This is a genomic window from Oscillospiraceae bacterium, from assembly GCA_015068525.1.
In the GTDB taxonomy this organism is placed as follows: Bacteria; Bacillota; Clostridia; order UMGS1840; family HGM11507; genus SIG450.
Window position 1 is genome coordinate 1 of sequence record SVKJ01000011.1, and the last position, 25,365, is coordinate 25,365.

A 25,365-nucleotide genomic window follows, 5' to 3' on the forward strand; every position below is an offset into this window, starting at 1 on the left:
TTTTGCCCGTTTAGTTTTTTGTTGAATATATTTTTTTCATTAAGAAGTTCACTGTAGGTTATATCTACTTTTCTCAAAATTCCCGAAAGAGTTATAAATTCATTGTTTTTATTTATTATAAATATTTCGGTACCGGGATATTCTTTTACGGTTTTGATTTCTCTTGCAAATCTTGTGCGTGGAATAGTTAAAATCAGATTGTCCCATCCCATATCCTGAAATTTACTTTCAAGAGGAAGAATACACATAATGGAATTGTTGGAAATACCATCAACCGATACCTCTTTATAAGGCTTATATATTCTTTCAGACTTTTCAATCATTGATAAAAATTGAGGGTATTCTATATCAGTATTTGCAAAGTGGGTTTTATATAATCTTTCGGTTGTATACAAGCCGTTTGTACCCATCGCAAGATTGCAGTCGCTTCTTAAAAGGTATATATCCTCCAAAAAATCGCTGTCTGAAACTTTATAACTGTTCAGTTTGGATATAATTTTTAAAAGTTCCACACGTTCATAGGAATTTATATTTTCGGTTGTAAAATTTGTTTTTAAAAGGGTTTCATTTTCGTTTATAAGAGATTTGACATTTTCTACTCTTATAAGCATCTGCTCTGCAGAGGTTTTAAGTTGTTCTGAAATAATAAGATTTTTCTCAGCAGTTTCGCTTTTTACAACATTTATAACATTTATATATGTGGCAATATTTATCAAAAGTGGTACAAGAAACACAATAATGTAAGATATCAATAGATATTTAAATACATTACTCTTTCTTATAACCGTATTTTTATTAAACAAACTGCTGATATTCATATTTTTACACCGTAATTATTCTGAGAATAATTTGCTTATATCTGTATCGTGCGGGATAATGTAATCGGGATACTGTTTGACAAATCTGTCCTGAGCCTGCTGATACACTTTAAGAACTTCTTTTATTTCCATTTTTTCAAGTTGAGCTATATATTTGTCAAAATCGTCAAGAGGATAAGTTCCCATAACAAATTTAACAAAATGTTCGTCAACATAAGTTTTTATCGAATTAAGTTTGGAGGTTGTTGCCTTGATTTCTTCGGTGTTAAGAACTCCGACAAAGTTGTGGCGTGCTTCTTCTGCTTCTTTTGAGAATTTTCCCCAGATATCAACTGCTTCTTTTTGTACAGGCATAGAGAAGAACTGCTCTCCGTATCTTGTATCAAGAACAAACGGACCGCTTCCGAAACTTCTTGCATAAGTTCTTCCCATTGTTGAGAAAGGTTTACCCTCAGGGTTATTGGTTAGAAGTTCGGTAAATGTAGGCACTCCGTTTTTCATTTCGTAACTTTCGCCTTCAACACCGAAATTATATATAAAATGTCCTTCTTTGCCATAAGCATAATCCAGCCATGCAACTGCAAGTTCAGGATTTTTACAGTCTTTTGATATTGCACAGTTTTTACTTCCTACAACGCTTGAAAGTGTTTCGATAGTTTGTTTATCGCCTTTTTGTAAAACAGGGTAGGCAACAGGCTGAAGAGCGAAATTAGCATCTTTTGTAAGTGTCAGATATCTTTGAAGACCGTTTCCTAAAACACCGATATATGCTCCGCCTTCGTTGTTTAAAATAGAAGAATCAACTATTTTACTGCTTAGTGTACTGAATTCTTTATCTAAAAGTCCTTCATTATACCAACTGTTTAACAAAGTAAGATAATCTTTGTATCTTGGGTCAAATGGTCCGTATTTAACTTCCCCGTTATCAACAAAAAAGTCATATTTGATACCATATGCACCAATCATAACATCTTTCTTTAAATCAGAAGTTGTTAAAATAAGAGGTCTTTTTGCATTTTTCTTTGTTTTAAATGCTCTTAAAGTATTTGTCCAGTCGTCAATAGTTTCGGGTACGCTTAGGTTAAGTTCGCTAAGCCAGTCTTTACGGAAAATAGGACCGTTACCCTGACGAAGAACTGCACCACCTCTTAAAAGAGGAAATACAAGATGAGTTCCGTCTTCTTCAAGCACGTAAGGCAGTAAAAACGGATATTCTTCATATATTTTTGAAAGGTTCGGAGCGTGAGATTTTAATAAATCGTTTAATCTTATAACAACTCCATCGTCATATGCTTTTGTAAGTCCGCCGGGATAATAACTCATTCCATCTATTATATCAGGATACGAACCCGAAGCAATCATTATATTAAACTGTTCAGATACGTTACTCTGAACAGGATGTATAAATTCAATTTCTACATTTGTTCTTTTTTGAAGTTCTTTATACATTCCCATTTCATTAAAATTATCAACTACACCTACCGAGCCGGAAAGCGGAACCCAATAAGTAAGTTTTGCTGTTTTGGAAAGAGGGAATTTTATTTCGCCCTCAAAAGCAGAAGAACTTCCTTCATTTTTGCATCCTGAAAATCCGGCAATTACAAGCGCCGAAACAAGAAGTAATAATAAACTTTTTGTAAATACTTTTTTCATAGTAAAAATCCTTTCCTGATTTTGTTTTTATACAATCTTACATTATAATGCTACCACAACGAATTTCTTGTGTAAATCTTCATTTTTTAGACTGAATTATCAAAATTTAAACCTTTTTTTATGATGAATTTTATATCTTACTACATCATCGTTGTAATTCAAGGTTTTAAATATTAATTCTAAAAAATGAAGATTTACACGTTTTTTTCTTGTTGATATAATTAGTTTAAGCAGATGCGTTAATATCCGAACTCGCCAAAACCTTTAAAATCCGGCTTTTTTGTCGTTGTCGCTTCCGATATACCTCGTATTATCGAAATCTTCCGTCTAAAAAAATCTCGAATTTAAAAGGTTTATGGTTCCTTGAATTTATTGTCTGGATTTTTTCAGACAATGCAAGGCAAAAACACAGCGAATATTAACATATTTGCGAGTATTTTAACGATGCAGTGGCGAAAAAATCCGACAAGAAACGAGTTTGGATACTAACGCATCTGCTTAAGATAAAAATGAAAGGGAGGCGGATTCCGTAATATCGGAACTGAGTTATGACACTTGCAAAATCAGAAAAAAATATTAAACAGCAAACCTTGTGCCCACGAAGTGAAAGCACTTGGCAGAAAATAAAAAATGACTATCAGAAGAATTATATTGTAATATGGATGATGACGGTTGTTGTTGCCTACTATGTAATATTCCATTATGCACCAATGTATGGAATAATTATGGCATTTAAAGATTTCAGTGTTGCAAAGGGTATCAGCGGAAGCGACTGGGTAGGGCTTGAGCATTTTAAAAATTTCTTTAATGATATTTATGCATGGAGAATTATAAGAAACACTCTTCTTCTTAGTTTATATCATCTTGTTTTCGGTTTTCCTTTCCCAATTATCCTTGCACTTTTATTAAACGAAGTAAGAAGTAAGTTTTTTAAAAAGACAGTTCAGTCGATTACATATCTTCCGCATTTTATTTCAGTAGTTGTTATTTGCGGTATGGTTGTAGAATTTACATCACATTCCGGACTTATCAATGATATTATTGCAATGTTTGGCGGAGAAAGAACAAGTTTTTTACTTGATCAGAAATATTTCAGAACGATATATACTATTACAGGTATATGGCAGAATTTAGGTTGGGATTCAATTATATATCTTGCGGCACTAACGGCAGTCGATCCCGAACTTTACGAAGCGGCAAGTATTGACGGAGCAGGGAGATTTAAACAGTTTTTACATGTAACTCTTCCTTCAATTTTACCAACGATTATAGTTTTACTTATTCTTAATATGGGTAAGTTTATGTCCCAGGGTTCAGAAAAAGTAATTCTATTATATAATGAAAACACTTATGAAACAGCCGATGTTATATCCTCATTTGTTTACAGAAGAGGTCTTATAAATGCAGACTACAGTTTCAGTACGGCAGTTGGATTGTTTAACTCTCTTGTTAATCTTTTACTTGTGGTTTCAACAAATACATTAAGTAAAAAATTCAGTGAGTCAAGTTTGTGGTAATCAGGGGTTCGACTTCCGAGTGCCAACGCATCTGCTTAAAAGGAGGATAATGAAAATGACAATTAAAAGAGGAATAGGCTCTAAAATTTTTGATACGTTTAATGTGATTATACTTTCGGTACTATCACTTGTGGCTTTATATCCGTTTTTGTATGTTTTGTTTGTTTCTTTCAGTAATGCACAAGAACTTACTGCATATTCAGGAATTGTGTATAAACCGGTAGGGTTCTCTCTTGCCGCGTATAAAGCTGTTTTTGAAAACAGGGATATATATGTAGGATATATGAATACTTTGTTTTATGTCGGAGTGGGTACAATAGTAAATATTATTATGACATGTATTGCTGCTTACGGAATTTCAAGAAAGAATTTTTACTGGAAAAAGGCTCTTACAACGATGATTGTTATAACAATGTTTTTTGGAGGCGGTTTGATACCACATTTTCTTGTTATAAAAAATCTTGGACTTTTAAACAGCAGGTGGGTTCTTATTTTACCTACTGCCATAAGCACATACAATCTTATGATTTTAAAAACGACTTTTCAGAATATGCCCGACAGCATTGAAGAGGCGGCAAAGATAGACGGAGCAAATGATTTTGTTATATTGTTTAAAATTTTGTTCCCTCTTGCACTTCCTACAATTGCAGTTGTAACATTGTACTATGCAGTCGGACACTGGAACTCATGGTTTAATGCTATGATTTACATAACAGACAGGGATAAATTCCCTCTTCAGCTTTTCTTAAGAGAAATTCTTATATCTAATAATACCGACCAGATGATGCAGGATACAGTAACTGCTGATAAGGAGCAAATTTCTGAAACTATTCAGTATGCTACAATTATAGTTTCTACAATTCCGATTTTGTTCCTATATCCTTTCTTGCAAAAATACTTCGTAAAAGGTATAATGGTAGGTGCGGTAAAAGGTTAAAACAGGAGGTTAGTATGAATAAAAATATATTATGCATAGTTACTTCAATATTTATTTTAATACAAAGTTTTACTTTTGTCGATGCTTCGGCATATCAGAATATTGCTGCTCATGCAGAGTTAACTCCGCTTACACTGCGTTCATCAAATGACCATCTTCTCGTAAATGATGGGATTAAGTTTGTTTCAAAACATTCTGAGGCGTGGCAGATAAGAAAAAACACGTGGATGAAATTTGATTTTAAAGAAGCCGTTTCTTTTAATAAACTTGATGTTTATGAGGTCAATACGAGCAAAGTACAAAGATTAAAAGGCTATAAAATAGAAGCGTCAAAAAATGGGGTTGACTGGGAAACCCTTTCGTATAAGGACGATACAAACAATACCTGCCCTGAAATTATTGACGAAAAGCATTTTAAAGGCTCTTATGAATTTGAAAAAGTAACAGCACGATACTTAAGGTTTACTGTTATTGCTGCTGTTGACCCAAGCGGAAATGCAAATAAAAATATTGGATATGTAGAGGAAATAGAAGTTTTTGATACAATGCCCGATATAAAGGGAAGAGTCATTGAAGGGGAAGATATACCTGATGAGATAATAAATATTAAAAGCGAAATTAAATTTGTTGACTATTCAGAAATAATGGAAAATGAATCCAACTGGATAAAAGAGCAACAAATTATTTGCCCGGAAAGTCCGATTGACGGTGCAATAGTAAGAAATAAAAATCATCCTCAGAAGGATACAAAAACTGACAAAACATATTACACCATAGAACCGTATTTTACAACTCTTGGTTTAATAGGACTTTTAGATATACCATCAGAAGAAAATATAACAGTTGTAAAAAGATGGGTGGACTGGTATTTAAGACATATCAACAGAGAACCTGATAAATATGGTCTTACGGGAACAATTTACACAAGAAACGTAAATGCAAATGATTATACTGATTACTGGTCAACAGGTGATTACTCTGCATCTGATTCCAGAGGTACAACATTTATAATGCTTGTTAAAAAACTTTATGATGTTTCGGGTGATGCCAAGTTTATTATTGACAGAAAAGCTGATCTGGAACTTGCTTTTGATTCTGCCGCTGTTGCTACGATGAAAGAGGACGGACTGACTGAAGCCAAAAATCAGGATGGTCACAGAACAAAATACCTTCAGGATAATGTTCAGGTGCTTTCGGCGCTCAAAGATATGGTTTATCTTGAAGAAAATGTTTTTAAAGATAATTTGAAAACGGAATTTTACAAAGAATATCTTAATATGAGTCAGACAGGCTTAGAGAGTATGTATATGCCTGACAGTGAAGAATACATTTATTACATAACGCCAAACAAGGTAAGGCTTACGGAGTGGAACACATTTTACGGTGATGCAGTAAGTCAGGTATTTCCTATAATGTATGATATTATTGATTTTGATTCTCTCCGTGCAATTAAACTTTATAATAAGTTTAATGCAGAACAGCCTAACAGGGTTGCAAGAGTGAAAGAAACTGATTTTCCATGGATGGCAACGGGTATAATTTCTGCAAAAATGGGGGATAGATTAAGGGTTAATGAACAGTTGGCAACTATGGAAGATAAATATATGAATAACGGAAGATTGTGGACATGGTATATTTACGAATCGGGAAATACTATCCGTGCCGCGAAAGAAATGAGAGACAGACTTAATCTTGCACTTACAAAAAATGCATTTGCAGACGGGATTGAAAATAAAGCCCTGACGGATGGTGGAATTCATACTGTCACACAAGGAGTTTCTGAAATAGTTGTAGATTTAGGTAAACCTGTAAATGTAAACAGAGCAATTTTAAAATCAGACCAAACCTATAAAATTTCTTATTCAAATGATAATTTAAGTTATACTGACATAGTTTCATCTTCAGGCGATGTGGTTGATTTTGGCGCTGTAAAGGGCAGATATTTTAAATTTTCACTTTTCTCTCCATCTTCTGTCAAGGAGGCGGAATTATATTATGAACCTGTTAACATAAGTGACGGTAAGCAGGTTTATGCTTCCAGCGGGAATCCTTTCCTTGCAAATGATAATTCAACTGTTACAAAATGGATAAGCAGTATGGAAACTAATTCGTATTATAAAATAGATTTAGGTGACAGGCAGGAATTTGATACTGTTGAAATTTTATGGGATTATAATAATTGCGCGAAAAATTATGGAATTTACGTTTCTGATGACGATAAAACATATTTAAAAGTCGCATCTTCATCAACAATCGGCAGTAATACTGTAACGGAATTTATTCCTAAGAAAGCAAGATATATAAAAATTGTAAATGAAGATAATATAAGAGAATCAACAGGCATATTTGAAGTAAGAGTCTATAATAATGGTTCTTCGGAAGAATATAAGATATATGTAGACAATAGCAAACTTTCATTTGATGTCGCACCTGTTCTTGTAAACGATAGACTTTTAGTTCCTTTCAGAGTAATTTGCGAAGCACTCGGAATGCAGGTTGACTGGCAGGATGACACTCAGACTGTCACTGCATCAAAAGATGGCAAAAAGATTGTTATGGTAATTGGCAACAGTGACATAGAAGTCGATGGTAAAATTATAAAAAGCGATGCTGCTCCTATGCTTTATAATTCAAGAACACTGATACCTCTTAGATTTTTGGCAGAAAATATAGGCGCATCAGTTTACTGGGACGCAGATACAAACACGGTTAGTATTACAACCAGATAGGTAGTAAAAATGTTTAACAGTTATTTAAAACCCGGAAAGGGTGTACCAAAAAACGAAAAGCCACGAAATGCAAGGCAGCAATTTTTCTTTGTTGCAGGAACAAACTTAAAAAAGTTGTTTTTTATTAATATAATTAATCTTCTTGCTTTTGTACCTCTTGCCATATTTCTTTTGTGCATAAAAAATGAACTTAATATCAGTGAAGGATATGGATATATTTATGATATATTATCATTTATAATAATTGTTATTCTCGGAATTCCGCCTTTTTCTGTCGGGATAAATAATGTTATGTCATTATTTGCAAAGAATGAAGCGGTATTTACATCGGATATTTTTGATGCTATGAAGGATAATTTTAAACAGAGTATGATAATTTTTCTTGTAAACATTATTGTAGTCTATGTCTTCACAGTTAATTATAAATTTTATGTTGTGGTACAGGCAGGAAATACGGCTCTAAAAATATTATTGTATATAACGTTTTTCGTGTTTCTTATAATGAATATGTATGTATATCAGCTTATGCTTAACTATAAAATTTCAGTTTTTAAGATTTATGAAAAAGCACTTATGTTTACAATTATTTTATTACCGCAAAATATCCTTTTGATTATTCTGATTGCCTTATCAGGTGCTTTGATATTTTCTTTAAATACCATTTTGGGATATTTTCTGGCAGGTGTTGTGGCTTTTTCTTTTATATCGCTTTTACTAAATGTTTACGTTCACTATACGATAAAAAAATATTCGGTTTCATAAAAAAAGAAGGTGTTCAAATTTTGAACACCCTTTTTAGGAGATAGGAAAAATTCGTTCATATCAAAAAGTATAAATTCTAAAGATTTTTTTAAAAATCTTTACCTTCATTTTGCCTTTTGCATTTACGGGAGGGCACTTAAGGCCCTCCCCCTACAATCGGTCTGGAGTTTTTTAACATCTCCAAATTTAATCCTTAATAAATAAAAGTGCAACAAGTACAATCATAAGCATATTATCTTTGCAGTCTTCGAAATAAAGTATAAGTAGCAGTCCCAATATCAATATATCCTCGTTGTCAAGACTGCCGAAAAGACTGTTATTACTATTTTTTATTTCTTTATGTATCTCTTTTTTGTCACATCCTGAAACTTCTTTCGGAATTAGTTTTTCTTCTCTTTTAGGCTTTATTTCTTCACTTTTATATGTCTGATACATTTTTAACATCCTTTAAATTAAAATCTCTGGCTATATTCATTAATCTTATAATTCTTATTGCCATATCAACATTTCCCGCTCTTTTTTCTTTTAAATACGGTCTAATGGAATAAAGCAGGTCAATTCTGTTGTCGTGTCTGTTGAAACTTTGCATCATTTTACTCATATAAGAAAACATTTCTTCGGAGAAGTTATCTTCCTTTCTCTCTTTGTTGCTGTTGCCGGAAGAGAACATATTGGCAATTCCTTCTAATTTATTCTGTGCATCAGAACTACCCAGCAAACTGTTTAAAGAGGACATAATATCATTGCTATCCATTTTTTCACTCCCCTTTAAAATTCTTTATAAATGCTCTTAAATCAGGGTCTTCCACTTTATCGGGATTTATAGTGTTAAAAATACTTTTAATTGAATTTTTATCCATCTGTGATACTTTCTTTAAAAGTTCTTCCTTTTGCTTCTCAGAAAGCATTGAATTTATTTTCTCTTTTGCTTTCCTTACAATGTCATCATTTAAATTATTCATAAAAAGTCCCCCTTATTTTAGTACATAATATGATAGATTTTTATGTAAAATAACTATTTTTCAAAAAAAACAAAAAGATGTGTTGAAAGTTTAAATTAAAAATGGTATAATATAAAAAAATATGTTTTAAGAAGGGTGAATTTATATGGCATACGTAAATCTTGATGCTAAAATTGTAAGAAAATACTGCGAAGATATATTCGTTAAAAGAGGATTTAGCGAAAAAGAAAGTCAGGATATAGTTGACGTTCTTCTTACTGCTGACCTTTACGGAATAGAATCTCACGGTATTCAAAGACTTATCCGTTATCACAAAGCAATAGAAGAAGGTTCTATTGTTACCGACTGCAAACCTGAATTAATTCACGAAACTCCTATTTCTGCAGTTTTTGATGCACCTAAATCAATGGGTCAGGTTGTTGGTAAAATGGGAATGGAACTTGCTATTAAAAAAGCAAAGGAACACGGTATAGGCGCTGTTGTTGTAAGAGGTTCTAACCACTATGGAATAGCAGGGTATTATACAAAAATGGCTGCAGATAACGATTTACTTGGTATCTGTATGACAAATACTGAAGCGATTGCAATTCCTACTTATGGTAAAAAAGCAATGCTTGGAACAAGTCCGATTGCTGTTTGTATGCCTGCCGATCCTGTTAACTTCTGGTATGATGTTGCTACAACAGTTGTAACAAGAGGTAAACTTGAAGTTTACAATAAAAAAGAAGCACCTCTTCCTCAAGGATGGGCTGCTGACGAAAACGGAGCGGACTGTGACGAAGCATCAAGAGTTTTAAAGAATATAATCGGTAAACTTGGCGGAGGTATTTTCCCTCTTGGCGGATGTACTGAAGAAAGTGGTTCTCACAAAGGTTACGGTTTAGGTATTATTGTTGAAATGTTTACATCTATATTTGCAGGAGGTACAACATCTCCTCACGTTAAAAACAGCGGTAATGCTGATACATCATTCTGTTTCTGGGCAATTGATTACGGTATGTTCGGAGACAAGAAAGAAATTAAAGACCGTATGAGCCTTCTTTTAAAAGAATTAAGAGAAAGTCCAAAAGCAGACGGTCATGACAGAATTTATACTCACGGCGAAAAAGAAATTGAATCTATGCAGGAAAAATTAAAAACAGGTATTCCTGCAAATGAAAAGACTATAGCTGAATTAAAAGAAATAGGTAAAGTTGTAGGACTTAACTACGAAGATTATTTTAAAGCGTAAAATGAACATTTTATTTGATATTGGAAATACATATGTAAAAACAGGATACATAAAGGAAGATAAAATATTTTTTAAGTCTGTAAATAAAGGTAATGCCGTAAAAGAGGTTAAAACTTTTATTAAAAATATAAAGGAAGAAGACTTAAAAGCATATATTGTTTCTGTTAACGAGGATATGTTAAGGAAGATAAAGGAAGTTTTATCTTCCCTTGGCATTTCTTGTAAGGTGTTTTCAAAGAGCGATATAGACTTTGAAACAAGATACGAAGAAGATACTTTAGGGCATGACAGGATTGTTACCGATTACGGAGCATATAAACTGTACGGTGGTAAAATCATTGTTATAGATTTGGGGACTGCTGCCACCTTCGATTTGATTGACGAAAACGGAATTCATTTAGGAGGTGCGATTATGCCGGGTAAAGAAACGTATCAGTTTTCGCTTCTTAAAAAGGCAAAAATTCTTCCGAAATCCGAAATGGTAAAAGGGTTAAATCCTGTTGGTACCACCACTGTTAAAAATCTTAACGCAGGACTTTATTATGGGTTTATCGGTTCAGTAATTCATATGATAAAAACATATAAAACCATGGATAAATATAAAGACTATAAGGTTATTTTAACGGGTGGAGATACTGAACTGTTTACAGGTTATGATTGTATTGACATATTTGATAGGGAATTAACATTAAAGGCATTAAATATAATATACAGCACTTTGCGTGCATAAAAAGGAGTAAAGTAAAATGGATATCAAAGAAAAAGCATTAAAAGCCCACGAAGAATGGGGCGGAAAAATTGAAGTTATTTCAAGAGCAAAAGTAGAAAACAAGGATGATTTATCAATTGCGTACACACCTGGTGTTGCTGAACCTTGTCTTAAGATATCAGAAGATGTGTCTTTATCGTATAAATACACACGCCGTTCAAACATGGTAGCAGTTATCACAGACGGTACTGCGGTTTTAGGTCTTGGAGATATCGGTCCTGAAGCAGGTATGCCTGTTATGGAAGGAAAATGTGTACTTTTTAAAACATTTGCTGATGTTGACGCTTTTCCTCTTTGTGTAAGAACAAAAGATGTTGACGAAATCGTATTTATCGTAGAAAAATTAGCAGGTTCATTCGGTGGTGTTAACTTAGAAGATATTTCTGCACCTCGTTGTTTTGAAATCGAAAAGAAATTAAAGGAAAAATGCGATATTCCGATTTTCCATGATGACCAGCATGGTACAGCAGTTGTTACACTTGCTGCTATGATGAATGCACTTAAATATGTTAAAAAAGATATTTCTGAAATAGAAGTTGTTGTTAACGGATCAGGTGCTGCAGGTATCGCTATCACAAAACTTCTTATGAGCATGGGACTTAAAAAAGTTATCCTTTGTGATACAAAAGGTGCTATCTATAAAGGAAGAGATAATCTTAATCCTATTAAAGAAGAAATGGCAGAAATTTCTAACTTAGAACTTAAAAAAGGTTCACTTAAAGATGTTATTGTTGGCGCAGACGTGTTTATCGGGGTTTCTGCACCAGGTATCTTAACTGCTGATATGGTTAAATCAATGGCTAAAGATCCGATTGTATTTGCTATGGCAAATCCTACACCTGAAATTATGCCTGATATTGCAAAAGAAGCAGGAGTTAAAATTATGGGTACAGGAAGAAGTGACTTCCCTAACCAGATAAATAACGTTCTTGCATTTCCTGGCATATTCCGAGGTGCATTTGATGCGAAAGCAACAGATATTAATGACGAAATGAAAATTGCTGCTGCAAAAGCAATAGCAGGAATTATTAAAGATGAAGAAATCACACCTGAATATGTTATTCCTGCTGCGTTCGACGAAAGAGTTGCTCCTGCAGTTGCAAAAGCAGTTGCCGAAGCAGCAAAAAGAACAGGCGTTTGCAGAGATTAATAAATTCTCAAAATTAGGAGTGTTTATATGCAAAAAGTATTTGCTAACAGCGAAGTTCCAAAAGGTACTTATATTTGTTTGTGTTGTGGTTCGGAGCAGATTATTGAGGAAAAAGGGATTCTGCCTCCATGCCCTGAATGTGACTTTTTAGAATATAAGGCTACAATCATTATGGAACTTACACAGGAAGAATTAAAAAAGAAGTTTTATGAATGTATTAAACTTCTTGCAATAAGTTGCTATTTGTTTGAAAAAAAGAGAGTTAATGAGTTTTTAAATGTAATGGCAATAAATCTTCGTATGCTGTTATGTGACGGGGAAAATTCACTGCTTCCTAAAATAATTGAAAATCCGCTTTTCCATAAAGGCAGATTTTCCTATGAAGACAATGTGATTCATCCCGACTCGCTTTTCTCTTTAGAAGAAAAGATAAGTCTTAATGATTTTCTTTCACAGGTTGCAGTAAGAAGAGAGGGAAGCCGTCCTGTAACGATAAGTAAGATTATAAGAGCACAGGCGAATAAATGCGGAGGTGCTCATATTGATACGGAAATCGGCGAGGATTTTTTCCTTGCATCTTCAGTAAGCAAATACTACTTTATAGTTATAGCAAAGTATATAATAAAATTAGCAGGCTGTGACTATGACGCTATTATAAACGAATTTATAAATTTAATTAAATGATTAAAAGGGGCTATAGCAAAATGAATAAATAACGGTTCGTCGGGGACGCCGAACCCTACAATTGAGTAAACAATATATGTAGGGGGCTGGCTCCCGAACGTCCCGAAAAAATCATTTTGTTACAACCCTTTTTTCAGAGGAAGTATTAAAATGAAAGTAAGTATAGCCAAACCTTTATTTTTCGGAGATGAAACCGATTATATAAATGACGCATTTTTAAAAAATCAGATAGCCTGTAAGGGAGATAATATAGATTTGATGGCAAAGATGCTGTCAGATTATGTAGGAGTACCTTACTGCCTTTTAGTATCTAATGGTACAGCAGGGCTTCATCTTGCCCTAAAAGCACTTGATATAGGTGAGGGGGATATTGTTTTTTGCCCTACACTTACTTACTGTGGAACAATTTACCCTGTGATATATGAAAGGGCAGTTCCCGTTTTTATTGACTGTAAAGAAGACGGAACAATGGACGAAGAGTGCTTAGAGGACGCTTTTATAAAATATAAGGATAATCTTCCAAAATGCGTTATGGCAGTTGATACTTACGGTGCACCTTACGATTATGACAAGATTAGAAAAATAACTGATAAGTACAATGTTCCTTTAATATCCGATTCAGCAGAATCTTTAGGCGGAATGTACAAGGATAAAAAATGCGGATCTTACGGGGATATTGCAGTTATCTCTTTTAGTTATTCTAAAATTGTTACAACCTCTTTAGGCGGAGCAGTTTTAACTTCAAATAAAGAATATTTAGAAAAAATGGCATATCTTGCAAATCAGGCGAAAGCAAAATCTTCGGCATATATTCATAAAGAGGTAGGCTATAATTATCTTATGAGTAATGTAAATGCAGGGATTGGTGTTGCCCAATTAAAACATCTTGATGAACTTATAAAGATAAAAAGAGATATGTTTTTAAGATATAAAGACGGTTTTTCAAAAGTTGACGGCATTAAAGTTATAGGCGACAAAGTTGGTTCGTCTTACTGGCAAAACGGAATAGTTACAGATGGATTAGATGTGGAAAACCTTGTAAATAAACTTATTGATTCAGGGATTGAAGTAAGAAGAGGCTTTAACCCTATGCATACACAGGAAGCATTCAGTTCATTTTCATATATAACAAGAAATAATGTTTCCGAAGAACTTTTTTTAAAAACAATTCTTCTTCCATCAGGAAACGGAACTACAAACGAAGAAATTGATTATGTTATTGATACTGTTATAAAACTATTAAGGGAGGCAAATTAAATGGATACATCAGTTGATACAAGACGCGGTGTGATAGTTACCGCAATTAAAAACCATCTTTTAAGTGCAGTATTATGGTTTTTGCTTAACGGGCTTGTATTTGCCTGGCTTGTTACAGGATGGAAATACGGGTCAATCTTTTTAGGGCTTATCGCAGTTATATTTTATATGTCAGGCATTTATTCTTATGCTTATGAACAACCGAAACTCGATATGATTATTAAAAAAAGATACGATTATCTTATGCCGTTAAAAATTGGCGGAGCGTCAGGCCTTATAATATTTATTTTATCGGGTTCTCATTTTCTTCTTCGCTTAATAAATGAAGAAATATCAATGTATTACGGAATGTTTGTAAGATTTTTAAACTTTCCTTTTGTATATTTCTTTCACGGATATGACGGGCTTTCATATAATTTTGGGGCTGTTATAATAATGAGCCTTATTCCAATACTCGTGGCATACTTTGCATATTTTATGTCTTCTAAAGGGTATTCGCTCACTCAGGTGCATGACAGAATAGTTTATGAAAAAAAGGATAACAAATAATTATGAAAAAATGGTTGCTTGTTGCACTTAATGCCAAATATTCTCATACCTCATTATCGGTAAGGAGTATATGCTCTTATGTTTTAAAAAACGGGTATAACAATATATCCTTTTTTGAGGGTACAATAAATGACGAATATTTCTGCCTATTAAATTCTATATTAGAGAAAAACCCTGATGTAATAGGGTTTTCTTGTTATATATGGAATATAGAACTTGTTAAAAAACTTGTTTCGGATATCAAAGAGATTTCTCCTCATATTACCGTGTTCCTGGGAGGTCCTGAAGTTAGTTATAACAAATCGCTTTTTAAAGAAATTCCTCAGATTGATTTTGTTATAAGAGGGGAAGGGGAAATACCCATATTAAAACTTTTAAAAGGCGAAGACAATATCTTGGGTGTTTGTAAAAGTGACAATGAATATCATTTTGCCGAAATGGAAGATATGGATAATATACCTTTTTGTTATGAAGGGGAACTTGAAAATTTAACTAACAGGGCAGTATATTATGAAACCTCAAGAGGTTGTCCTTTTAAATGTGCATTTTGTATATCTTCTTTAACAAAAGGGGTAAGAACTCTGCCTCTTAAAAGAGTATTTTCTGAAATTGACTTATTTTCTAATTTGAAAATAAAAAGAGTAAAACTTGTTGACAGAACATTTAATTTTGATAAAAAAAGAGCAAAAGAAATTATAACATATATTCTTTCTAAAAAAAGAGAAACCTGCTTCCATTTTGAGATAGGTGCAGACTTACTCGATAAAGAATTAATGGATATAATAAACAAAGCAGATTATAATACCATTCAGTTTGAAGCGGGTATCCAGTCAACCAATTATGAAAGTTTGAAACTTTGCGACCGTACAACCGATATGGTAAAACTTAAAGATAATTTATTATATCTTAAAGACAGTAAAGTAAGAATTCACTTAGATTTAATTGCCGGGCTTCCGAAAGAAGATTTTGAAAGTTTCAAAAAAAGTTTTGATGAGGTATATTCTCTTTCTCCGAAAGTGTTGCAGGTTGGATTTTTAAAACTTCTTCACGGCTCAAAATTAAGAGAAGAAAAGGAAAAGTATAATTATAAATTTAAAAATACTGCACCTTATGAAATTTTATCAAATGATTTTATTTCCTTTTTTGAACTTATTAAAATAAAAAAAGTCGATAAATCGGTAGATGCCTATTTTAACAGTGGTATTTTTAAAAATTCCCTTGAATTTATTTTAAATAAAAATGATATTTCGCCATTTTTATTCTATTTAAAGTTAGGAGAAAAAATGGGAGATGGTAAACTTTCTTTAAAAGATAAATTTGAAATTTTAAAAATTCTTTATGACGAATTATTTGGTAAGAGCGAAGAGTTTTTAGAGTATTTAAAACTTGATTATGTTATAAAAGAAAGAGGCGCTTTGCCCTCATTTTTAAATAATTTTAAAACTAAAGAAAATATAACAAAAATAAACGAATTTTTAAAGGACGAAAATAATAATTTAAAAATCGGCCTGTCTGAAAGTGACAGATATAAAGATTTTATAAAATATATTGATTTTGAAATTTTTAATTTTGGAAACAAAAAGTCACTATATCTTTTTAACAGAAGAACTAATGATATAATTAAAATGGGGTGAGTAAAGTGGAGTATAAATTTGTAGATTGTATGTGTTCGTTTGGAAGAAAGCAGGTTCCTGTTGCAAAAATAGATTATTCAAAAGACGGCGTAAAAAAGATGCTTGAGAGCATTAATGTAAAAAAAGCATTTGTAAGTCACTACGGGGCACTTGCTTCGGGAGATTTTGCGTATAACAGAATCATAAAAGAAGAAATAGCGGATGATAATTTCTTTATTCCGTCATATACTTTTATGATAAATTATGCAGAGGAAAACCCTTGCGAAAAATTTGAAAAAATAATGATTGAAGATAATGTTAAAATGGTTAATATGAATCCGTCAGCGCACAAATTTTCTATGGATATATATTCCGTAAGTGACTATTTTGATGTTATGGATAAATTAAAAACGGTAATAACAATACCTAATACATCTGTTACAACAAATCAACTTTCAGAAATTCTTAAAGTGTATAAAAATATAAATATTATTATAACCAATCTTGGATTTTCTTTAAATGTTGACCATGATAAACTTATGAAAGATTATAAGAATATTGCTATTGATACAAGTTTTACTCCGATAGACGGTATTGAAACAGTTGTTAAAAAATTTGGTTCCGAAAGAATTGTATTCTCTTCGTATGCACCGGAAACTGCACCGGAAGGATATGCAGGAAGAATTATTCTTTCTTCATTAAATCGTTGCGATAAAGATAATATAGCATATAAAAATATTTTGGGAATGACAGGGGAGGAACTTATATGAATTTTAAGGAAATGATGTTAAACGGTCAACTTCCCGAAAATCTTAAAGTGATTGATGCTCACGGACATCTTGGGATTTTTCCAGGTACAGTAGGGGTTGATGGAGGATATAAAAAACTTATTGAAGTTATGGACAAAAGAGGTATTTTAAAAACTGCTGTTTCTTCAACCTATGCTATAACGGGTGATTATGTTTTAGGAAATAACGATATGTTAAAAGCAGTAAGCGAATCGGAGGGCAGAATTTTAGGATATGTAACCATAAACCCAAATTATGATAAAGACACTGTTTCTGAAATTGAAAGATGTAAAAAGGATGGAGTAATAGGTATTAAAATTCATCCAGCACACGCAAAAGTGGGGATTAACGATGAACGCTTTAAACCCTGCCTTGAATATATGAACAAAAAAGGTTCGATAGTTCTTATTCATGCTTTTTCTTTAGGAGAAGTAATAGAAATTGAAAAAACTATTATAAATTATCCAAATGCCAAAATCATCATTGCTCATTCAGGTACTCAAAGTGGATATGAATTAACTGCCGAACTTATAAAAAATCACAAAAATGCATATTGTGATATTTGTATGTCATCTCCAAGAACAAATCTTTTAGAACATCTTGTAAAATACGGAGATGATAATAAAATTCTTTTCGGCTCGGATACACCGCTTACCGATCCTGCAGTTTCTTTGGGAAGAATTATGCTTTCGGATATTCCCGATTCATCAAAAGAAAAAATCTTAGGGCTTAATTTTATAAACCTTATAGAAAAGTATAGTTTGTAAAAATTTTATACTTGCGTTTTTAAAAAACCGATGATACAATGAAAATGATTGATGTATGATTGATGTATGATTGATGCAAACGAAGTAAAGAGGGGATTTAATGACAAGTAAAAAACCACCATTTGATATAAATGAAAAAATAATGTCATTAGTTATAGAAATTGCAGAACTTACAGGAAGAATAGATGAAAAACATCAAATTTCAACAAATCCTAAACTAAGAAGAGAAAATAGAATAAAAACAATTTATTCATCTTTAAAGATAGAACAAAATACTCTTGACATTAAGCAGGTTACAGATGTTATTTGCGGGAAACGGGTTTTAGCTCCCCAAAAAGATATTTTAGAAGTAAGAAATGCGTATAAAGCGTACGAATGTATAGAGAGTTTAGATCCGTATTCAATAGATGATATCTTAAAAGTTCATAAAATTATGACCATAGGGCTTATTGACGATGCGGGAGAGTTTCGACAAAACCAGGTAGGTGTAGTGGACCAAAAAGGTAACATTCTGCATTTTGGTACATTGCCACGATATATTCCCAACCTTATGGAGGAACTTCTAAACTGGATAAAAACAAGCGATGTTCATATGCTTATAAAAAGTTGTGTTTTTCATTATGAGTTTGAACTTATACATCCTTTTTCGGATGGGAATGGCAGAATGGGAAGATTATGGCACACTTTACTGTTATCTCAATGGAATGAGGTGTTTGCATGGCTACCTGTAGAATCACTTATTCATGACAATCAGGAAGAGTATTATAATGTAATAAACAGGTCAAATGCAAATGGTAATTCTACAGTTTTTATTGAGTTTATGCTATCGGTTATAAAACAAGCATTATCAGAAGCAATAAGTGTCAGAACTTATGATATTCCAAAGAGCAGGATGGATTTAAGAACTGAAAAGATACTTAAATACCTTGATAAAAATGAGTATATTAAAAATAGCGATATTCAGAAACTTTTTAAAGTATCTTCGGCAACAGCTACAAGGATATTAACTAAGTTGTTTAATGACAGAGTACTGAAAAAAATCTTTATTGACGGACATTGGGGATATATTAAAAAATAAAAGAAATCTGTTGTCACAATATGAAAAGGGATGTTTTCTTTAACATCCCTTTTTGATATATTGTCCATATAATTTAATATTCTTTAACAACCACTACAGGTTTTATTAAATCCTTTGGCTTATCTTTCATTAAAAGAAGTGCCTCTTCTATTTTGTCAAATCCGTGGAAAACATGGGTAACAAGTTTTTTTGTATCAAGTTTACCGTTTGCAATAAGGCGTGCCATTTTTTCCATTTTCATTCTTCCTCCTGGTGTAAGACCGCCTGTTATTGTTTTATGGCCCATACCAACACCCCACTCAACACGAGGTATATTAACAGTTTCGCCTTCTCCCAAATAGTTAACATTTGAAACTATTCCGCCAGGCTTAACAACTGTTACTGCTTGTGCGAAAGTATCATTATCTCCTCCTGCTATGATAACTCTGTCAACACCTTCGTTGTTTGTAATTTTCATAACATTTTCAACTAAATCTCCGTCTTTGTAACTTAAAATATCGGTTGCGCCGTATTCTCTTGCAACTTTCTGGCAGATTTCTCTTGAGCCAACAGCAATTATTCTTCCTGCTCCACGCAAATTTGCACCTGCTACTGCCATAAGTCCTACAGGGCCTATACCGATAACTAAAACCGTATCTCCAAAATTTATTTTTGCAAGTTCGGCTCCGTGAAAACCTGTAACCACCATATCGGGTAGCATAACTGCACTTATAGGGTCAACATTATCCGGAAGATGGCAAAGGTTGGCATCTGCCTCGTTTACATTAAAATATTCTGCAAAAACTCCATCTTTATAATTTGAGAATTTCCAGCCTGACAGCATACCTTGTGAGTGCATAGGATATCCTTCCTGACTTGTTACTGTTCCCCAGTCAGGAGTAATTGCAGGAACTATTACTTTATCTCCCGCTTTAAAATCTTTGACAAGTTCGCCTACCTTATGAACTTCTCCCACACATTCGTGACCGAGCACCATATTATGTCTTTCGCCGATTGCACCTTTAAAAGCAGTGTGTATGTCCGAAGTACAAGGGGCAATACAAATAGGCTTTACAATAGCGTCTAAAGGGCCCATTTTTGGCTCTTCTTTTTCTATCCAGCCTATTTTTCCTATTTCTATCATTGCAAAAGCTTTCATAAAAACATCCTTTCATAATAATCTTAGTTTATTATGAAAGGATTAATAAAAAAATATACGTTAAAGAAATTTTAAATATACTGCACATAAAAATTCTTTGGGTGCGCAAATTCCTAAAAAAGTTAAAAGTTTTGGATTTTTTTCTAAAAGAAAATCAATATTTTCTGATAAGAATTTTATAAATTTTACTTTATCAAAACTGTCTGTTGCCTGTTTTAATTTTTTTAAAATATCCATTATATTTCCCGAAAGATTAAAGTTTACAAGAAGTTCTTTTAAACTTGAAAGATCGGAAATATCATATTCTTTTAATTCTTTATTTATAAGAAAATGTGCTTTTTTTAATTTGTAAGTTTGAAAGTACGGCAGTTTTAAACTTTCCATCAAACATTCTAAATTAAAAGTTGCCATATCCTTTGTGCAGGGCTTGCCTTCTCTTTTTGTTTCGGTATAGTAAAGAAGATTTATTCCTTTTATAAATACTTTTTTCAAGTGTTTGTTGTTTGCAAACATTTTTTTGGATAATTCTTCTATTTTCGGTGCAATTTTTTTTGAATGTTTTAAAATGTCGCCTTTTTCAAAAGTAAATTTAAATCCGTCAAGTTTACCAAAGGTTTTTAAGGTATCATTATATCCTAATTTCATATTTTTTTTAGCCTGATCTTTATTGAAATCAAGAATTTTTCCCAAATCGTAATAACTTGAAATTTTAGTTATTTTAACATCTTTTGCTTTAGGCTTTTTTATCATTCCTACTGCTTTTAAATCAATCGCAATAATTTTGTCTGCACCTTTTTCGATTGCCATATTTATAGGAAGATTATCAGAAAAGCCCCCGTCAATATACATATTTTCCCCGATTTTATGAGGCTTCATTGCAGGGAAAAAAGCAGAACTTCCGAGTATATAGTCAACAATTTTCCCAATTTCCATATCCTCTTTAAAAATATAAAGAGGCGTCATTTCAGGATATTTAACTGTAACCAAACCATAATCTACAGGCGATTTTCTTAATTTATCTTCATCAATATATTTTATAAGTAAATTTTTTAAGTTGGTATAGTCGTAACCGCTGTTTTCAAAAGCACCTTTTACATTTATACCTGTTTCATTTTCTTTTAAATCTAAAATTTTATCGGTGGATAAAGTTTTCCATAACTTCATAGCAAGGTCGAAATCGCCTTGCGCCACAATAGCACCATTGATGCTGCCAACTGAACAACCGGTTATAATATCATATTTTATTTTAAGTTTGTTAAGTGCTTTTACGGCACCTATCTGGTATGCCCCTTTTGCACCTCCGCCACCGAATACAAGGGCAGTTTTACTCATATATTCTTACCTCTAATTCTTTGCGCAAATTCTCTGTATAATGAATTTTAACCTTTTTTTCTTCGCCCTTTATTTTATAGGTAAGTACCATATAGTCTTTTGAGAAAGGACTCACTGTAAGATTTTTCGCTTTAATATTTTCCTTTTTTAAAGATATTATGTCTTTAAAGGGAATATTTAAAATTTCTGTTTTCTTATAGTCTTTGCCTTTTTCTATTTTAAAAGTTTCTTCGCCTAATATATATTTATATTCCGAAAGAGAGTATTTTATTAAATAAAAACAACAGAATATCGCATATATAAACGGAAGAATTGCAGGAATAATCGGCAGTTTAATATAAGGAGTTATAAAGCATATAACAAATAATAAAAACACCAGTATGAAAGTTGTTTTAAGCCTTTTTTCGACAGGCTCTTTAATCGTGATTTCCAAGTTGTAAACACATCCTAAAAAATATAGTAAGGAATAAGGAATAAAATTCCTATAACAATTCCCGAAATAATAACTAAAAAGTTTTTAAAATATTGTATATTAATAGTTCTTAAGTAAAGGCTTTTCATTCTTTTAGTGCCACTGTGTGCATTAAGAAGAATATCAAAAAAACTCATAAGAATAAGTATCAACTGCAAAAGTATAATATAAATATTTGAAAAAGAAAATCCAAAATTGCAAATATACTTTAAAAGTATTCCCAAAAAGAACACAAGAAATAATGAAGATACGAAATAGAGATATCTTAATTTTGAAAACTCATAATTTCGTATATTTTTGTACTTATACGGAATAATCGCTAACATAAGAAGCATAGTTACCCCTATAATCATATAAATGGTAAAAAGAACTTTGCTATAAAAAAGCGAATAGATAAGGGGGACTAAAACCAAAAAGATATTTAAAATGCCAAAATACGCGCCGGTAATTGCTGATTTGTAAAGACCTTTAGACTGCGAAGAAAAATTTCTCACATTTCCCGCCTCCGTTCATTAAATTATAATATACTGTAAACAATCGGTAAAGTAATTACCGAAAGAATACTTGAAATAAGAACATAATTTGCGCATTCTTCGGGGTATGAATTAAAGTTTTCCCCGAATATAACAAGATTTACTGCAATAGGGTTTGCAAGTATAATAGCAGGTACATATACCATATATCCCGAAAATCCCAATGCCCAAAGTACATATACTACACCAACAGGAATAATTAAAAGTCTGAAAAGACTTACTATATAAATTTTTATGTTTTTAATATCAATTTTCCCTGATTTAGCAATTACAAGGCCTGTAAGGAGTACACCCAAAGGTGTAGTCGTAGAACCAAGTTGTGTAACAGTTGTTTTAATAAAATAAGGAATTTCTATCGGTATAAAAAGCATTATAAATCCGATAATAAGCGCTAAAAAAGGAGTGCTTTTTAAATCCTTAAGTGTCAGAGAACATTCCATATCGTCCTCCGATGCGCTTTTCATAAGGATGGTGCCCACAATTAAAACTGAAGCAAACATGGTAAAGTTATATAAAGACGCATAGAAAACAGATTGTTTACCATAAAGCATCTCAAGTATCGGATAGGCAGTAAAAGTAAAGTTGGAAAATAAAAGCGAAAAAATAATAATATTTCTTTTTTTCTTCTTTTTTTCTATAACTTTCCCTAAAATCAGTGCCGTAAGAAAGCATATAACAAGTATAACGAGTGCCATTAAAGGAAGTTTTGCTGATTTTAAAAGTTCATTTAGACTTATTTTTTGCATCATTGAGTCCAAAATGGAGCAGGGAAGTGAAACATTGTAAAGGAGAACTGAAACCCCTTTTACGAATGATGCATCAACCATCTTTTTATAATATAAAAAATAACCTATTATCATAGGGATAAAAAGTCCCATCAAAAGTTGCAATGTGTCTAAAAAATTCAAAATTATTCATCCTTTTTATTGTAATTCTGAAATTATTATAACTCTTGTGACAAATTAAGTCAATATTGACTTGAAACTCAAACCTAAATAATGTATAATAAATAAAAGGGTGACGAAAAAATGAGAATGAGAAGAAAAAAACACAGGGAAGAAAGATTTGAAAACTGTTCTTTCCTTGCGATTGAAAATTTTGATAATATAAAAAACTTTAAAGATATATTTGGTAATGATAATCCTGTGCATTTAGAGATAGGATGCGGTAAGGGAAGATTTATTACCGGCTTATCAAAACTAAATCCTGAAGTAAACTATATTGCTATAGAAAAAAGTATGGACGTTATCATTATGGCAATGGAAAAGATAAAAAACGAGGGTATTGAAAATGTCCGTTTTTTTGCAGGCGATGTAGATGTTTTAAGAGATAAGGATTTTAAAGGTGAGGTTGAAAGAATATATATAAACTTCTGCGACCCCTGGAAAAAGAGTAATCAGGCAAAAAGAAGGCTCACTCATAAAAATTATCTTTCATTATATGAAAAACTTCTTAAAAAAGGCGGAGAGGTTTTCTTTAAAACCGATAACAGAAAACTGTTTGAATTTTCGCTAAACTCATTTGCTGATTATAATCTTAAAATGCGAAATATTACTCTTGATTTACATAATTCTTCTTATGAAGGAAACATAATGACCGAATATGAAGAAAATTTTTCTTCTAAAGGTTTTCCGATTTACAGATGCGAATTGATTTTTTAATCTTTCTATTGTATAATAATATAAAAGTATATTGAGGATGGGATAATATGCCTATTAAAATTCCGGACAATCTGCCGGCTAAAAAACAATTAGAGGCTGAAAATATATTTGTTATGACAAGCAAAAGAGCACTTAAGCAGGATATACGTCCTCTTAAGATTTTGCTTCTTAATCTTATGCCAACAAAAATTGTTACAGAAACTCAACTGTTAAGGCTTTTAGGGAATACGCCTTTGCAGGTTGAAGTATCTTTTATGACAACTAAATCTTATGAATCAAAAAATACTCCTCAGGAGCATCTTGTTAATTTTTACGGAACTTTTGATGATTTTAAAAATGAAAAGTTTGACGGAATGATTATAACAGGTGCACCTGTTGAACAAATGGATTTTTCCGAAGTTGATTATTGGGAAGAACTATGCGAAATAATGGAATGGAGTAAAACGAATGTACATTCCACTTTGCATATATGCTGGGGCGCTCAGGCAGGTCTTTTTTATCATTACGGAATAGATAAATATCCGCTTGACAGTAAGATGTTCGGAATATTTGAACATAAGATTTTAAGAAAATATAATAAACTTTTAAGAGGATTTGACGAACTGTTTTTAGCACCTCATTCAAGGCATACTTATGTGAAAAAAGAGGATATAAAAAAGGTTTTAGAACTTAAAATTTTAGCAGAATCAGACGAGGCAGGAGTTCTTCTTTGCTCAAATAAGGGCGGAAGACAGATATTTATAACAGGACATCTTGAATATGATTCTGATACTTTAAAAAAAGAGTATGACAGAGATGTGGAAAAGGGACTTGAAATTGCAATCCCCAAAAATTATTTTCCGAATGATGATGTTACCAAAAAACCAATTTTAAAATGGCGTTCAAATGCAAGTTTGTTTTTTTCTAACTGGCTTAACTACTATGTATACCAGACAACGCCTTATGATATAAATACACTTTAGGGG

At 32.3% G+C, this 25,365-nt stretch carries 26 protein-coding genes; 16 read left to right on the forward strand and 10 right to left on the reverse strand.

Annotation, left to right across the window (positions count from 1 at the left end; genetic code table 11):
- On the reverse strand, positions 1–818 hold an 818-nt coding region (locus tag E7419_05090; protein MBE7014562.1), incomplete at its 3' end, for a hypothetical protein.
- A gap of 15 nt (positions 819–833) precedes the next feature.
- Positions 834–2,471: an extracellular solute-binding protein gene (locus E7419_05095; protein MBE7014563.1), complete on the reverse strand. Its 1,638-nt coding sequence runs from the start codon at positions 2,469–2,471 to the stop codon at positions 834–836.
- Positions 2,472–3,019: 548 nt separating this feature from the next.
- On the opposite strand from E7419_05095, the gene E7419_05100 reads away from it, so the two are divergent.
- From E7419_05100 to E7419_05115, 4 genes are read left to right on the forward strand one after another with little or no spacing between them, the layout of a single operon-like run.
- Complete coding sequence (locus tag E7419_05100) at positions 3,020–3,988, forward strand: sugar ABC transporter permease (GenBank protein ID MBE7014564.1); 969 nt, start codon at positions 3,020–3,022, stop codon at positions 3,986–3,988.
- Positions 3,989–4,043: 55 nt separating this feature from the next.
- Positions 4,044–4,925, forward strand: coding sequence for a carbohydrate ABC transporter permease (locus E7419_05105; GenBank protein ID MBE7014565.1), 882 nt, complete (start codon positions 4,044–4,046; stop codon positions 4,923–4,925).
- Between the two features lie 14 nt (positions 4,926–4,939).
- Positions 4,940–7,654: a hypothetical protein gene (locus E7419_05110; GenBank protein MBE7014566.1), complete on the forward strand. Its 2,715-nt coding sequence runs from the start codon at positions 4,940–4,942 to the stop codon at positions 7,652–7,654.
- 9 nt (positions 7,655–7,663) lie between these two features.
- Positions 7,664–8,416 (forward strand): DUF624 domain-containing protein, encoded by a 753-nt coding sequence (locus E7419_05115; protein ID MBE7014567.1) that lies wholly within the window; start codon positions 7,664–7,666, stop codon positions 8,414–8,416.
- A 186-nt stretch (positions 8,417–8,602) separates the two neighbouring features.
- Here the strand turns inward: E7419_05115 and E7419_05120 are convergent, their stop codons facing one another.
- From E7419_05120 to E7419_05130, 3 genes are read right to left on the reverse strand one after another with little or no spacing between them, the layout of a single operon-like run.
- A complete protein-coding gene (locus E7419_05120; GenBank protein MBE7014568.1) occupies positions 8,603–8,851 on the reverse strand; it encodes a hypothetical protein in 249 nt (82 codons plus the stop codon).
- Positions 8,835–9,170, reverse strand: coding sequence for a hypothetical protein (locus E7419_05125; protein MBE7014569.1), 336 nt, complete (start codon positions 9,168–9,170; stop codon positions 8,835–8,837). Before E7419_05125 ends, E7419_05120 begins: the two co-directional genes overlap by 17 nt.
- Before the next feature lie 4 nt (positions 9,171–9,174).
- Positions 9,175–9,378: a hypothetical protein gene (locus tag E7419_05130; GenBank protein MBE7014570.1), complete on the reverse strand. Its 204-nt coding sequence runs from the start codon at positions 9,376–9,378 to the stop codon at positions 9,175–9,177.
- 145 nt (positions 9,379–9,523) lie between these two features.
- On the opposite strand from E7419_05130, the gene E7419_05135 reads away from it, so the two are divergent.
- The 10 genes from E7419_05135 to E7419_05180 all read left to right on the forward strand — a co-directional run bounded on the left by E7419_05135 (position 9,524) and on the right by E7419_05180 (position 19,264).
- The gene (locus E7419_05135) at positions 9,524–10,609 is read left to right on the forward strand and encodes an Ldh family oxidoreductase (protein ID MBE7014571.1); all 1,086 of its coding nucleotides are present in this window, start codon (positions 9,524–9,526) and stop codon (positions 10,607–10,609) included.
- Position 10,610: 1 nt separating this feature from the next.
- On the forward strand, positions 10,611–11,339 hold the full coding sequence (locus E7419_05140; GenBank protein ID MBE7014572.1) for a type III pantothenate kinase: 729 nt from the start codon (positions 10,611–10,613) through the stop codon (positions 11,337–11,339).
- Between the two features lie 16 nt (positions 11,340–11,355).
- The gene (locus tag E7419_05145) at positions 11,356–12,528 is read left to right on the forward strand and encodes an NAD-dependent malic enzyme (GenBank protein MBE7014573.1); all 1,173 of its coding nucleotides are present in this window, start codon (positions 11,356–11,358) and stop codon (positions 12,526–12,528) included.
- 27 nt (positions 12,529–12,555) lie between these two features.
- Positions 12,556–13,212: a hypothetical protein gene (locus E7419_05150; protein ID MBE7014574.1), complete on the forward strand. Its 657-nt coding sequence runs from the start codon at positions 12,556–12,558 to the stop codon at positions 13,210–13,212.
- Between the two features lie 150 nt (positions 13,213–13,362).
- Positions 13,363–14,469: a DegT/DnrJ/EryC1/StrS family aminotransferase gene (locus E7419_05155; protein MBE7014575.1), complete on the forward strand. Its 1,107-nt coding sequence runs from the start codon at positions 13,363–13,365 to the stop codon at positions 14,467–14,469.
- Positions 14,470–15,018 carry a hypothetical protein gene (locus E7419_05160; protein MBE7014576.1) on the forward strand — a complete coding sequence of 183 codons (549 nt, stop codon included), beginning with the start codon at positions 14,470–14,472 and terminating at the stop codon, positions 15,016–15,018. It abuts the gene before it with no gap.
- A gap of 2 nt (positions 15,019–15,020) precedes the next feature.
- Positions 15,021–16,652, forward strand: a complete 1,632-nt coding sequence (locus E7419_05165) for a DUF4080 domain-containing protein (protein ID MBE7014577.1) — start codon at positions 15,021–15,023, stop codon at positions 16,650–16,652.
- Positions 16,653–16,657: 5 nt separating this feature from the next.
- On the forward strand, positions 16,658–17,401 hold the full coding sequence (locus E7419_05170; GenBank protein MBE7014578.1) for a hypothetical protein: 744 nt from the start codon (positions 16,658–16,660) through the stop codon (positions 17,399–17,401).
- Positions 17,398–18,186: a hypothetical protein gene (locus E7419_05175; GenBank protein MBE7014579.1), complete on the forward strand. Its 789-nt coding sequence runs from the start codon at positions 17,398–17,400 to the stop codon at positions 18,184–18,186. The genes E7419_05170 and E7419_05175 overlap by 4 nt, the downstream gene beginning before the upstream one ends.
- A gap of 100 nt (positions 18,187–18,286) precedes the next feature.
- A complete protein-coding gene (locus E7419_05180; protein MBE7014580.1) occupies positions 18,287–19,264 on the forward strand; it encodes a Fic family protein in 978 nt (325 codons plus the stop codon).
- 73 nt (positions 19,265–19,337) lie between these two features.
- Here E7419_05180 and E7419_05185 read toward each other — a convergent pair whose 3' ends face one another.
- The 5 genes from E7419_05185 to E7419_05205 are packed head-to-tail and all read right to left on the reverse strand — an operon-like array spanning position 19,338 to position 23,647.
- Complete coding sequence (locus E7419_05185; protein MBE7014581.1) at positions 19,338–20,402, reverse strand: NAD(P)-dependent alcohol dehydrogenase; 1,065 nt, start codon at positions 20,400–20,402, stop codon at positions 19,338–19,340.
- A gap of 60 nt (positions 20,403–20,462) precedes the next feature.
- Entirely contained in the window at positions 20,463–21,734 is a 1,272-nt protein-coding gene (locus E7419_05190; GenBank protein ID MBE7014582.1) for a patatin-like phospholipase family protein, read from the reverse strand.
- Positions 21,727–22,167 (reverse strand): hypothetical protein, encoded by a 441-nt coding sequence (locus E7419_05195; protein MBE7014583.1) that lies wholly within the window; start codon positions 22,165–22,167, stop codon positions 21,727–21,729. The genes E7419_05190 and E7419_05195 overlap by 8 nt, the downstream gene beginning before the upstream one ends.
- A 14-nt stretch (positions 22,168–22,181) precedes the next feature.
- Entirely contained in the window at positions 22,182–22,700 is a 519-nt protein-coding gene (locus E7419_05200) for a hypothetical protein (protein ID MBE7014584.1), read from the reverse strand.
- Between the two features lie 23 nt (positions 22,701–22,723).
- Positions 22,724–23,647: an AEC family transporter gene (locus tag E7419_05205; GenBank protein MBE7014585.1), complete on the reverse strand. Its 924-nt coding sequence runs from the start codon at positions 23,645–23,647 to the stop codon at positions 22,724–22,726.
- Positions 23,648–23,767: 120 nt separating this feature from the next.
- Between E7419_05205 and trmB the strand changes: the two genes are divergently transcribed.
- Positions 23,768–24,400: a tRNA (guanosine(46)-N7)-methyltransferase TrmB gene (trmB, locus tag E7419_05210; protein MBE7014586.1), complete on the forward strand. Its 633-nt coding sequence runs from the start codon at positions 23,768–23,770 to the stop codon at positions 24,398–24,400.
- Positions 24,401–24,447: 47 nt separating this feature from the next.
- A complete protein-coding gene (metA, locus tag E7419_05215) occupies positions 24,448–25,362 on the forward strand; it encodes a homoserine O-succinyltransferase (protein MBE7014587.1) in 915 nt (304 codons plus the stop codon).
- Positions 25,363–25,365 lie beyond the last annotated feature (3 nt).